13 protein-coding genes are annotated in these 11,831 nt (G+C 72.6%); 9 read left to right on the top strand and 4 right to left on the bottom strand.

Annotated features, from left to right (window positions below; translation table 11 throughout):
• The first annotated feature begins 58 nt into the window (after nt 1–58).
• From ACFYX4_RS23075 to ACFYX4_RS23085, 3 genes are all read left to right on the top strand, one after another.
• Nucleotides 59–367 carry a hypothetical protein gene (locus ACFYX4_RS23075; RefSeq protein ID WP_389336324.1) on the top strand — a complete coding sequence of 103 codons (309 nt, stop codon included), beginning with the start codon at nt 59–61 and terminating at the stop codon, nt 365–367.
• 103 nt (nt 368–470) lie between these two features.
• Complete coding sequence (locus ACFYX4_RS23080; protein ID WP_389336326.1) at nt 471–872, top strand: hypothetical protein; 402 nt, start codon at nt 471–473, stop codon at nt 870–872.
• Nucleotides 873–959: 87 nt separating this feature from the next.
• Nucleotides 960–1,133 carry a hypothetical protein gene (locus ACFYX4_RS23085; RefSeq protein ID WP_389336329.1) on the top strand — a complete coding sequence of 58 codons (174 nt, stop codon included), beginning with the start codon at nt 960–962 and terminating at the stop codon, nt 1,131–1,133.
• A 55-nt stretch (nt 1,134–1,188) separates the two neighbouring features.
• Here ACFYX4_RS23085 and ACFYX4_RS23090 read toward each other — a convergent pair whose 3' ends face one another.
• Nucleotides 1,189–1,428, bottom strand: a complete 240-nt coding sequence (locus ACFYX4_RS23090) for a helix-turn-helix domain-containing protein (RefSeq protein ID WP_389336332.1) — start codon at nt 1,426–1,428, stop codon at nt 1,189–1,191.
• Nucleotides 1,429–1,908: 480 nt separating this feature from the next.
• On the opposite strand from ACFYX4_RS23090, the gene ACFYX4_RS23095 reads away from it, so the two are divergent.
• Entirely contained in the window at nt 1,909–2,631 is a 723-nt protein-coding gene (locus tag ACFYX4_RS23095) for a DNA alkylation repair protein (RefSeq protein WP_389336335.1), read from the top strand.
• A gap of 7 nt (nt 2,632–2,638) precedes the next feature.
• Here ACFYX4_RS23095 and ACFYX4_RS23100 read toward each other — a convergent pair whose 3' ends face one another.
• Nucleotides 2,639–3,184 carry a hypothetical protein gene (locus ACFYX4_RS23100; RefSeq protein ID WP_389336338.1) on the bottom strand — a complete coding sequence of 182 codons (546 nt, stop codon included), beginning with the start codon at nt 3,182–3,184 and terminating at the stop codon, nt 2,639–2,641.
• A gap of 348 nt (nt 3,185–3,532) precedes the next feature.
• On the opposite strand from ACFYX4_RS23100, the gene tuf reads away from it, so the two are divergent.
• Both tuf and ACFYX4_RS23110 read left to right on the top strand, forming a co-directional pair.
• On the top strand, nt 3,533–4,723 hold the full coding sequence (tuf, locus tag ACFYX4_RS23105) for an elongation factor Tu (protein WP_389336341.1): 1,191 nt from the start codon (nt 3,533–3,535) through the stop codon (nt 4,721–4,723).
• A gap of 207 nt (nt 4,724–4,930) precedes the next feature.
• Nucleotides 4,931–5,722 (top strand): spermidine synthase, encoded by a 792-nt coding sequence (locus ACFYX4_RS23110; RefSeq protein ID WP_389336891.1) that lies wholly within the window; start codon nt 4,931–4,933, stop codon nt 5,720–5,722.
• 10 nt (nt 5,723–5,732) lie between these two features.
• Here ACFYX4_RS23110 and ACFYX4_RS23115 read toward each other — a convergent pair whose 3' ends face one another.
• Nucleotides 5,733–6,773, bottom strand: a complete 1,041-nt coding sequence (locus ACFYX4_RS23115) for a hypothetical protein (RefSeq protein ID WP_389336344.1) — start codon at nt 6,771–6,773, stop codon at nt 5,733–5,735.
• 131 nt (nt 6,774–6,904) lie between these two features.
• Between ACFYX4_RS23115 and ACFYX4_RS23120 the strand changes: the two genes are divergently transcribed.
• Complete coding sequence (locus ACFYX4_RS23120; RefSeq protein ID WP_389336893.1) at nt 6,905–7,342, top strand: DUF4442 domain-containing protein; 438 nt, start codon at nt 6,905–6,907, stop codon at nt 7,340–7,342.
• 130 nt (nt 7,343–7,472) lie between these two features.
• Here the strand turns inward: ACFYX4_RS23120 and galU are convergent, their stop codons facing one another.
• Nucleotides 7,473–8,525 carry a UTP--glucose-1-phosphate uridylyltransferase GalU gene (gene galU, locus ACFYX4_RS23125; protein ID WP_389336347.1) on the bottom strand — a complete coding sequence of 351 codons (1,053 nt, stop codon included), beginning with the start codon at nt 8,523–8,525 and terminating at the stop codon, nt 7,473–7,475.
• A 417-nt stretch (nt 8,526–8,942) separates the two neighbouring features.
• Between galU and ACFYX4_RS23130 the strand changes: the two genes are divergently transcribed.
• Both ACFYX4_RS23130 and ACFYX4_RS23135 read left to right on the top strand, forming a co-directional pair.
• Complete coding sequence (locus tag ACFYX4_RS23130; protein WP_389336350.1) at nt 8,943–10,901, top strand: RICIN domain-containing protein; 1,959 nt, start codon at nt 8,943–8,945, stop codon at nt 10,899–10,901.
• A 172-nt stretch (nt 10,902–11,073) separates the two neighbouring features.
• Nucleotides 11,074–11,739: a DedA family protein gene (locus ACFYX4_RS23135; protein WP_389336353.1), complete on the top strand. Its 666-nt coding sequence runs from the start codon at nt 11,074–11,076 to the stop codon at nt 11,737–11,739.
• Nucleotides 11,740–11,831 lie beyond the last annotated feature (92 nt).

Genomic DNA, 11,831 nt, shown 5'->3' on the forward strand with positions numbered 1-11,831 from the left:
GCCCGCCCCGTCGCAGGATCCGGAAGACCTCGGCGGGGCGGGCCCCAGAAGGAGACTGATGGACCCCGTCGACGAGCAGCTGCCGATCCCGCCGCCCTTCATGTGGGCATGCGCCGACTGCACCCAGCTGCTGCGCGCGCTGGCCCAAGTGATCGACGCAGACGCGGGCTGCTTCTACGAGCAGCTCGCCGTCGCCCAGCACCTCGCCCACGAGCACACCAGCGCGCTTCCCGCCCCGCACACGGACGGCTGTGAGCAGTGCCCCCGCTACACGATCCACGCCGAGGGGAAGCCTCCCGCAGGGCCGTGGGCTGAGCACCTCGCCCGCAGCCTGTTCCTGCACGAGAGCGTCGCCCGGCTGCTGTGAAACAGCCGCAGCGAGCCCCCGACTTCAGGCCCCACGCCAGCGGCATGTCGCGGGGACAGCCCTCCTAGACTGGCCCGTCCCGAGCAACCGGAAGAAGGAACCCATGCGACCCGCGCGCTTCCAGGACTGGCTGATCAACACGGTGAAGAACACGCCAGGAGCCGACCGCGTCCAGACCCTCGCAGACGCCGGCGACAGCAAACATCCCTTCGGCCTGTCGGTCATCCGCGGCGGCCGGGAGGAGCGATGGCAGATCACTCACCAGCTTGCGGATGGGGAAAAGCAAGAGCACGAGGACCGGCCCGTCGAAGGCACGCCGTACTCGGCGCCTGCACCACAGCCCAGCGACGCCGCCGACGTCTGGCTCGCCGGAGTGATCGGTGCCGCTGAGTGCCCGGAGATCGACCGCGTCACGCGCTGGACCGACCGGCCGGACCCTTCTACACAGGCCGGCGTCACCGTGTTCTTCCACAACGGCAGCCGGAACTTCATCCGCCCCCTCTAGACCCTCCCTGCTCGTCAGGACCTGGCCGCGCAGGGAGTTGCACAGCACCACCAGTCAGCACCACCACAACGATGTGAGGAGCTCGATATGGAGGAATGCCTGCACACCCGCCCCGGCGGCCGGTTCGACCCGAGCATGACCGAAGGTAGCTGCCCGGTCTGCGGGGCCGGTGTCGGTGCCGCGCCGGGGGAGCCCGTAGCCATGCACCAGCGGCAGGGCTCGCTGGAGACCTGCCCCGGCTCCGGACAGCCCGCCGCCTGACGGGTATCTGAGCGGCCCCGTCTGTCCGTCTCCCCCGTGGCGGATGGGCGGGGCCTTACCGTGGCGGGTCGACGAGGGTGGAGATGCTCTTGTCGAGGGCGGCCGCGATCCTCAGCAGGTCGCCGTAGCGCGGGTCGGCCTCGCCGGCCTCGATGCGCTGGAGGGTGCTGCGGCTGATGCCGGTGGTGGCGCAGAAGGTTTCCTGGGTGTGATGCGCGGCGGCGCGTAAGTCGGCGATGCGTTCGCCCAGGTCGCGACGCCGTTCGATGATCCAGTCCGGTTGGTCGCGAGGCACTCGACAAAGTTCGACTGGTCATGGTCGTATGTCAGCATCAGTCCTGACGCTTTTTCTGACGTCAAGTCAGAAACGCGTCATCGACTGGGTGAGCACCCGTCCTGCCGGGTTCCCGGAAGAGCCTGGCGGGACGGGTTTCCTCCGCCCGTACCGCACCCGTTCAGGGGGCCTCCCGGTTCGTTCACACCGGGTGCGATCGGTGTGCACCGGCATATGCCAAGCGCCCGGTACTGAACCGGGCGTTCCGCCTCCACGGTGATGGGTGTACCGCCAGCCCCGCCGCACGCCGAGGTCCGGAAGCCTCCCGTACGGCGGGGCTTCTCTGTGCGCCTCGCGGGAGCGCCTCATCCGTGCATTGCGGGTCGGCCCGCCTCGCCACCTGCGGGTTTGGCAGAGCCCCACATATCAGTGTTTCCTTACACACCAAGCATCAGGCGACAGTAACTGACGGAGATGTGTGATCGCCGTATGGTCCGTCTCATGATGGTCACAGGTGCGGGAACGATCGGTGTACCGCCCAGCGTTCTGGCCGACGCCGTACTCGCGCGGCTCACCGCCTCGTACGCCGCGGGGGCCGATCCCGCGCGCGCGGCGGCCATGCGCGCGTACATGAAGGACGTGGCCCCCTTCCTGGGCCTGCCCACTCCCGAGCGCAGGGCCCTGACCCGAGCCGTCCTGGCAGGCACGTCCCGGCCCGACGAGGCGGACTGCACGGCGATCGCCCTGCGCTGCTGGGCCCTGCCGCAGCGCGAGTACCACTACTTCGCCGTCGACTACCTCCGCCGGCACATCGGACGCTGCACCTCCGGATTCCTTCCGGTGGCCCGTCACCTCGTCACCACCGTCCCCTGGTGGGACACCGTCGACCTGCTCGCCGCGCACGTCGTCGGCGCCCTCGTCGCCGCCGACCCGCGCCTGACGGCCGAGATGGACGCCTGGATCGACGACGACGATCTGTGGCTCGCCCGAACGGCCCTGCTCCACCAGCTCCGCTACAAGAACCGCACCGATGCCGACCGGCTCTTCGCCTACTGCCGGCGCCGGTCCGCGCACCCCGACTTCTTCGTCCGCAAGGCGATCGGCTGGTCCCTGCGCGAGTACGCCAAGACCGACCCCGAGGCGGTCCGCGCCTTCCTGGCCCGCGAGGGACACCGCTTCGCGCCGCTGTCGGTCCGGGAGGCGCTGAAGAGCATCGGCCCCTGAACGCCCGTCAGGGCCGCCACCTGGGCGCCTGGTCGTCCGGCTCGTCGGGGCTCGCGAAGTGGAAGGGCACCGAGAACCGCTCGGCCAGGGCCGCGCCGACCCGGCCGGCCACGAGAGCCGCCGGATGACGAGGGGCCGGATCCTCGTCGCCCAAGTACCGCACCGCCGTGGACCAGTAGAGCCTCGCCAGCTCCAGTTCACCCTCCGGGTCGGCGGTGACGGCCATGAGGCACACGAACCAGTCGTGCACGGTGTCCCCGTCCCACACCGCCTCGACGGCCACCACCCGGCCGGGCGCGCCGGCCGCGCGGGCGGTCAGCGACTCCAGGTCGAGCGGACTGTCGGGGGTGCGGGCGACGCGGTCGCCGTGGTGCACGTAACGGTCGCTGACGACGTGCTGTGCTTCGTTGAGGCCCAGCCCCTGGGCCCGGCCCGCCTCCCACACCGTCTTCACCGCGAGCAGCGGGGCGTCCTGGAGGACGTAACCGTCGGCCTGGGCGCGGATGCCGGCGGGCAGCGACTGCCACCACTCGGCAGGGGTCCTGTCGGTCATACGGAGTTCATGCCTTTCATAGCCTCGGTCGCCTCGGTCGCCCCGGCTCGCCCCGGCTCGCCCCGGCGAAAACCATTCGACACCGGTCGGGCCGGCGGCGAGGATCGACCCCATGTTCCGGTACGCCTTCCTCCTCGCAGCATCCGCCCTCGCGGATGCGCCGAAGGCTGCCGTCCCCTTTCTCACGGCCGTTGTCGACGGCGCCCGAAGCTGACCCTCTCCGGATCGTCCGGCGGACCCCGCAGGGGGAGGGTCGGAGAGCTTCCAGGGGTCCCCGTCCCGGCCGGCGTCCCGCCGCAGCCGGGGCCTTCACGCAGCAGCTTTCCTGAGAGGCTTCCAGGTACCGCCATGCCCAAGACGGCATACGTGCGCACCAAACCCCACCTGAACATCGGCACCATGGGGCACGTCGACCACGGCAAGACCACCCTGACCGCCGCCATCACCAAGGTCCTCGCCGAGCGCGGCGCGGACAACGCCACCCGGTACGTCGCGTTCGACCGCATCGACCGCGCCCCCGAGGAGGCGGCGCGCGGCATCACCATCAACATCGCGCACGTCGAGTACGAGACCGACACCCGGCACTACGCGCACGTGGACATGCCCGGCCACGCCGACTACGTCAAGAACATGGTCACCGGCGCCGCGCAGCTCGACGGCGCGATCCTCGTCGTCTCCGCGCTCGACGGGATCATGCCGCAGACCGCCGAACACGTGCTCCTCGCCCGGCAGGTGGGCGTCGACCACATCGTCGTCGCCCTGAACAAGGCCGACGCCGTCGCCGACGGCGAGGACGCCGAGCTCGCCGACCTCGTCGAGCTGGAGGTCCGCGACCTGCTCTCCGCGCACGGCTACGGCGGTGACGCCGCGCCCGTCGTACGGGTCTCGGGGCTCAAGGCCCTGGAGGGCGACCCGCGGTGGACGGCGTCCGTCGAGGCGCTGCTCGACGCGGTCGACACCTATGTGCCGATGCCCGAGCGGTATGTGGACGCGCCGTTCCTGCTGCCCGTGGAGAACGTGCTCACCATCACCGGCCGGGGCACGGTCGTCACCGGCGCGGTGGAGCGCGGCAGAGTGCGGGTCGGCGACCGTGTCGAAGTGCTCGGCGCGGGCGTCGAGTCCGTGGTGACCGGGGTGGAGACCTTCGGCAAGCCGATGGAGGAGGCGCAGGCCGGGGACAACGTGGCGCTGCTGCTGCGCGGGGTGGCGCGGGACGCCGTCCGGCGGGGGCACGTGGTGGCCGCCCCGGGGAGCGTCGCGCCGCGCCGCCGGTTCACGGCGCAGGTGTACGTGCTGTCGGCGGCCGAGGGCGGGCGTACGACGCCGGTCTCCACCGGCTACCGGCCGCAGTTCTACATCCGCACGGCGGACGTCGTCGGCGACGTCGACCTCGGCGAGACGGCCGTCGCGCGGCCGGGGCAGACGGTGAGCATGACCGTCGAGCTGGGCCGCGAGGTGCCGTTGGAGCCGGGACTCGGCTTCGCCGTCCGCGAGGGCGGGCGCACCGTGGGGGCGGGGACCGTGACCGCCGTCGAGTAGTCGAGTAGTCGAGTGGTCGAGCAAGGGGGCGCCCCTGTGCGGCGAGGGCCGTCGGGGGTGCGGCGAGGGGCTGCGGGGCCGGTCGAACGGCTGGTCCCGCGGCCCCACCGTCCGGACGGGACCCGCCGCACCGCCGGGCACAATGGGGAGGTGAACGACGAGCCCATACCCGTCACCCGAGCCGTCGACCACGGCACCGCCAAGCTGATGCCCGACGTCGACCGGGAACGGGCCTGGCTGCTGACGGTCGACGGCGCGCCGCAGTCGTACGTCGACCTCGACGACCCGACGCACCTGGAGTTCGAGTACGCGCGCCGGCTCGGGCACGTCCTGGACACCGTCGCCGAGCGGGGACGGCCCCTGGACGTGCTGCACCTCGGCGGTGGGGCGCTCACCCTGCCCCGCTATCTGACGGCGACCCGGCCGGGCTCCCGGCAGGACGTCGTCGAGGCCGACCGGGGCCTGCTGGACCTGGTGGCCGAACTGCTGCCGGTTCCGGCGGGCGCCGGCATCGCGCTGCACGCCGCCGACGCGCGGGCCTGGCTGGAGGCCGCGCCCGCCGACTCCGCCGACGTGCTCGTCGCCGACGTCTTCGGCGGCTCCCGCGTCCCCGCCCACCTGACGTCCCTCGCCTACGCCCGTGAGGCCGGACGGGTCTTGCGCGCCGACGGCGTCTACCTCGCCAACCTCGCGGACTCGGTGCCGTTCGCCTTCCTCCGCTCCCAACTGGCCACCTTCGCCGCGGTGTTCGAGGAGCTCGCGCTCATCGCGGAACCGGCGGTGCTGCGCGGACGCCGCTTCGGCAACGCGGTCCTGGTCGCCGCGCACCGCCCCCTCGACGTGACTCCCCTGGCCCGCCGCACCGCCTCCGACGCCTTCCCGGCCCGCATCGAACACGGCCCCGCCCTACGGGAGTTCATCGGCGGGGCCCGCCCGGTCCGGGACGAGGAGGCGACCCCGTCACCGCTGCCGCCGGCCGGGGCGTTCGGGATCGGCTGAGGCAGCCAGGTCAGCCCTCCGTCGGCTCCCCGTGCAGCCGTACGGTGCTCAGGATCTGCATGATGGTCGTCCTCGGGAGTTCGTCCTTGACACCCTTGGCCGTGTACAGGTTCCAGGAGACGTAGTCGCCCTTGGAGTTCTTGAAGCCGAAGGTGATCGCCTGCCCGTCGCTGTCGCACTTGCCCTTCTGGGGCGTGTTCGTGGACCGGGCCCAGGCGTAACTGCCCTTGATTCCCGAGGCGGTTGTGTAGGCGGTGGCCTTCTCGTCGAAGCTGATGCTCTTCTTGTCGGGCTCGGTGTAGCCGCCGAAGACCCACCAGGCAGGGGTGTTGATCGCGATCTCGTCGGTGCTCTTGGCGCCCTCCGCGCCCTTCGTGCCCGCGACGGCGAGCGCGGTGTCGTCGGTCTTGCCGTCCTTGTCGTCGTCCGCCGTGCACCACTTGGACTTGTACTCGACGGTGCCCGACTGGATGATCGAGTCGTAGCCGTTGGGCTTCTCCTTGTCCTCCCACTCGAAGCCCTGACTGAGCGTCGGCGACTGGATCTCCCAGTCCGCCGGGACGTCGAAGGCGACGCCCCGCTTGGGGTTCACGACGACCTTCCAGCCCGCGACGGTCGGCTGGAGCGTCTCGGTGCCGCGCGGGTTGTCGCCCGTGCCGGACGACGCCGCCGGCGCGGACGCCGAGCCGCTCGACTCGGCGGTCGCGGACGGGCTCGCGCCGCCTTTGCCGGCGGCCTCGTCCTGGTCCTTGTCCTTGCCGCCCAGCACCAGGAACCCGGTGACGCCGGCCGCCACCACGACGGCCGTGGCCGCCACGATCGCGATCAGCTTCGTCCGGTTGCCTCCGCCGCCTCCGCCGCCCGCGCCGCCGGGCTGCGGCGGCCCGGCGGGGGCCGGGGTGTTCCACTGCGACTGCTGGGCGTAAGGGTTGGGCTGCTGGAAGCCGGGCTGCTGATAGGGATTCGGCTGCTGGTATCCCGGCTGCTGGTACGGATTGTTCTGCGCCTGCGGGTTCTGCTCTCCCCCGGGCGGCTGCTGTCCTGGCCACATGGCGAGAAACCCTAGCCCCGTCCCTGCCACGAGTGGGTCACCGCCCCTTGTCAGGGACGTACCGAATCGGCGGCCGGGGCTGGTGACCAGAGGCTACTCATGGGTAACATCGCCGTATGAGCGCAGACCAGATGTCCGTCGGCGAGATGCTCGCCGCCACCGTTCCCATGGCCCGCACCCTGAACCTCGAGTTCCTGGAGACGAGCCGGGACAAGGCCGTGGTCGCCCTGCCGGACCAGAGCGACTACCACAACCACGTGGGCGGCCCGCACGCCGGCGCGATGTTCACCCTCGCGGAGTCCGCCAGCGGCGCGATCGTCCTCGCCGCGTTCGGCGACCAGCTCTCCCGGGCCGTGCCCCTCGCCGTCAGCGCGGAGATCTCCTACAAGAAGCTCGCGATGGGCCCGGTCACGGCCACCGCCACCCTGGGGCGTCCGGCCGCCGACGTCGTCGCCGAACTGGACGCCGGCGAACGCCCCGAGTTCCCGGTCGCCATCCAGATCCGCCGCGCCGACGGGGCGGTCACGGGGGAGATGACCGTCATCTGGACGCTGCGACCCAACGGCTGAGCCAGTCTGACGGTTGAGCCGGGCCGGCGACTGGGCCGTGCCGACGGTTGAGCCGGCCTTGCGAGGGCGGCGGTCGGCGACGCGAGGGCCCCGGTCACGGCACACCAGTGCGTGACCGGGGCCCTCGCCGTCACGCCGCCAGCCGCTTGCCGTCCGTCCTGCCGCCGCCGTTGCCCCTCTCGCCGCTCTCCTCTTCCTTCTCCGTCCCGAACTCCGCCTCCTTCTCCGTCTCCGTCTCCAGCCCTGCCACGAACCCCTTGAGCCAGCTCACGAACTCCGGGCCCAGGTCGGGGCGGTCGCAGGCCAGGCGGACCACCGTGCGGAGGTAGTCGGCCTTGTCGCCGGTGTCGTAGCGGCTGCCCGAGAAGACCACGCCGTGGACCGTGCCGCCGGCCGCGAGTTCCTGGAGGGCGTCGGTGAGCTGGATCTCGCCGCCGCGGCCGGGGGCGGTGTGCTCCAGGACGTCGAACACGGCCGGGTCGAGCACATAGCGCCCGATGACCGCGTACCGGCTCGGCGCGTCCTCGCGCGCGGGCTTCTCGACGAGACCGGTGACGCGTACGACGTCGTCCTCGCCCGAGGGCTCCACGGCCGCGCAGCCGTACAGGTGCACCTGCTCCGGCGGGACCTCCATCAGCGCGACCACGCTCCCGGCGTACCGTTCGCGGACCTCCAGCATCCGGCTGAGCAGCGTCTCGCGCGGGTCGATGAGGTCGTCGCCGAGGAGCACGGCGAACGGCTGGTCGCCGACGTGATGACGGGCGCACAGCACCGCGTGTCCGAGGCCGAGCGGATCGCCCTGCCGGATGTGGTGGATGTCGGCGAGACGGGCGGGGTCGCGCACCGCGTCCAGCCGGACGGTGTCGCCCTTGGCCGCGAGGGCCTGCTCCAGCTCGAAGGCGTGGTCGAAGTGGTCCTCGATGGCCCGCTTGTGCCGGCCGGTGACCATCAGCACATCGTCCAGCCCGGCCGCGGCGGCCTCCTCGACCACGTACTGGATGGCCGGCTTGTCGACGACCGGGAGCATCTCCTTCGGCGTCGCCTTCGTCGCGGGCAGGAAGCGGGTGCCGAGTCCGGCGGCGGGGACGACCGCCTTGCGCACGGTGGCGCGGGCCGCGGGTCCGGGCACGGCGGTGGACGCGGTGGTGGGCGCGGCCGTCGGGGAGGGATGGGGGGCGTTCATGCCGATCATGCTGGCCCACGCGGATGGGAGTTCCCCGGGAGCCGCCTCGGAGAATCCTGTGGGGCGCGACGCGGGCGCCCGCGGCCGGACTTCGCGGCCCGCGGCGGGACTTCGGAGCCCGCCGGACGGGTCGGACGCGGGCGGGCGGAAGTTGGAGATCTCGTGCGCCGTCCGCCTTTCCCCGGGCACAAGTTGACCCACGCCTTCCGAACCGATTTCGAAAACCGGTGCGGATACCGCCGGTAACTTATCTGAATAGCCCGCACTTTGAGCTCGCGTCACTCGAACTTCTTGTTTCCTGTGAGGCGTGTGTGCGAAGGTGAGCCTCCCCCGCGGGCCGGTCCGATCGGCGCACCACAGCCAGGTCGGGACGGAAAGTAATTCGCGTGCCGCTCGTCGGCTGGGAAGGAAAAGTGCGTGCAGCCCCCGAACCCCCCACGCCCTCCCTATCAGCCCCGCCCCGGAGGAACCCCGGGGGATTCCGACCGGGATCTCGCCGCGCGCCTGGGCACGACCGGCAACGCCCGCGCCGTGGCCCTGCTCCTCATCCGGCACTGGAAGGCCGCGCACGACTACGCCTCCGTCTGCCTCGCCGGCCACGCCGACTCGGCGCGGCTCGTGGCCGCCGCCGCGTTCCACGAGGTCTTCGGACGGCTGGCGGGCGGCCGGCCGGGCGGCGCGCTGCGCCCCCAACTCCTCGTAGCCGTGCGGAACACGGTCCGCGACTGGGCCGGTACGGACGGAATGCTCGCCGTGCTCCCGGAGTTGCGCAAAACCGTCGGCGGTCGCGGACTGCGCGCCGCACGGCCCGGAACGCCGGAAAGGCGTCAACTCGCCGAGCGTGCTTTCCAGTCCCTCCCGGCCGCTTCCCAATGCCTGTTGTGGCATACGGAGGTTGAGGCCGAGCCCATAACCGTACCGGCCGGTCTGTTGGGCGTCGACAGCGTCACCGCGGCGGCCGGACTGGAACGCGCGCGGGAGCAATTCCGGGCGGGCTGCGTACGCGCCCACCGGGAACTCGCGCCGTCGAGCGAGTGCCGCTTCTACAACCGTCTCCTCGACGTTCCGCTGCGCCGCGGCGGGACGTTGCTCCCCGATGTCCGCGAACACCTCTCGGAATGCCGCCACTGCCGGCACGCCGCCGAACAACTCAGCCATTTCGAGGGCGGGTTGGACGTTCTGCTGGCCGAGACCGTCCTCGGCTGGGGCGTCCGCCGCTACCTCGACTCCCGCCCCGGACGAGCCACCGCGGCCGAGACCCCGGGCCGGCCCGCACCGGAACGCCCGGCGGGCGGCGCCGGCCGTCACCGCACCACCTCGGCCGGGCTGCTCGAACTGCCGGGCAGGCGTTCCAAGGCCGTCCTCGTCGGCGTCGGCCTGGCCGCCTCCCTCGCCCTGCTCGCGACCGTGCTCGTCACCAAGGGCTGGACCGAGGACGGCAGTGAGCCCGGCCCCGGCGCCACGTGGGGCGCGCCCGTCGGCGGGACCGGCGCGCCGGGCGCGTCGGACCGGGCCGCCGGCGGCGCGGACGCCCCCGGCGTCTCCGACCAGCCCGCCGGAACCTCGTCGGTCGCCACCTCCGCCACCCGGCCCGCCGGAGTCACCCACGGCAGGCTGCGCAGCGCCGCCACCGGGCTGTGCCTAGACGCCGAGGGCGGGCGCACCGCGACCGGCGCGACCGCCGTCCTCGCGGCCTGCTCGTCCGCCGCGTCCCAGCGGTGGTCGTACCAGGACGACGGACTGCTGCGCAGCACCGCCGCCCCGACGCTCTGCCTGACCGCCGACCCCGACCGGGGGACGGCCGCCCTGGCCGGCTGCCTGGTCCACCCCGGGGAGGTCTTCTTCGACCTGACCGTCCGCGGCGAACTCCTGCTGCGGCGCGACGGCGGCGCCCTCGTGGTCGCCCCCGGCGCCGCACGCGCGCGGACGGAGGTCGTCGTCACGCGGCGGGACGGCTCGCCGGGGCAGCGATGGGTGTTCGACGCCGCCGTCCAGGAACGCGCGGCGCCGGCCCCCGGAGGCGGCGCTACGGCGCAGCCGCCCTCCCAGACCACCCCGGAGCCACCGGACCCGCCGAGATCCCCGACGACCCCCAGGGAAGCCGCCCCGGCCTCCCCGCCGCCGGCCGCCCCGCAGTACGACCGCCGGTTCGCCCAGGTGGACTGCTGTGAGACGCCCGCCCCGACGCGGACTCCGGGCATCCGTTCCGTGACGGCCCCGGTGAACGCCGTACTGGGCGGCGTCGCCGACGGCATCACCCGCGGCGGCACTCACGGCGGGGTCGGGGGCACGCGCGGAGGCACGCTGCACAGCGTGCTCGGCGGCGTGCTCGGCGGCGGGATGCGACCGGGAGCGGGCACGGCTCTCGGCCGGTGACGCGTCACGAGGCGCAGCGGCCCTGTGCAGGGCGCCGCCCTGGGAAGGGGGCCGCCGAAGGACGAGCGGGAGCCGTCGGGCGACCCGGTAGGCTTCCCGGGCGTGCGCCCCTTCCGGGCGCGCCGGAAGTGCAGGGTCGTAGATCGGCAGATCGGATCGGGAGGAACCCGCGGTGCACGTGCAGGAGTGGCTCGAGGCCGTACCCCCGGTCGCCATCTACGCGTTGGTGGGCCTGGTCATCGGTCTGGAGAGCCTCGGCATCCCGCTGCCGGGCGAGATCATCCTCGTCTCCTCGGCGCTGCTCGCCTCCCAGCACGGCGAGATCGACCCCGTCGTCCTCGGCTCCTGCGCCGTCGCCGGCGCCGTGATCGGCGACTCCATCGGCTACGCCATCGGCCGCAAGGGCGGACGCCCGCTGCTGGCCTGGCTCGGCAGGAAGTTCCCCCGGCACTTCAGCGAGGGGCACATCGCCACGGCGGAACGCTCCTTCGAGAAGTGGGGCATGTGGGCCGTCTTCTTCGGCCGCTTCATCGCCCTGCTGCGGATCTTCGCGGGACCGCTCGCCGGTGTGCTGCGGATGCCGTACTGGAAGTTCTTCACCGCCAACGTCCTCGGCGGCATCCTCTGGGCCGGCGGCACGACGGCCGTCATCTACTACGTGGGCGTCGTCGCCGAGGCGTGGCTGAAGCGCTTCTCCTGGCTCGGCCTGGTCCTGGCCGTCCTCATCGGCCTGACCTCGATGCTGGTGATCAAGCGCAAGGCGAAGAAGATGCAGGGCGAGGCGGCACAGAAGTCGACGATCGAGCCGGAGGCCGAACCGGTGGGCGCGGCCGACTAGTCGGGGCGGTCCGGGTAGTCCGGGCGGGCCGAGTGGTTCGGGCGGTCCGGGTGATCAGGGCGGTCCGGGTAGGTTGGGCGGCCCGGCCGACG

This window comes from Streptomyces sp. NPDC002328, assembly GCF_042890065.1.
Lineage (GTDB): Bacteria > Actinomycetota > Actinomycetes > Streptomycetales > Streptomycetaceae > Streptomyces.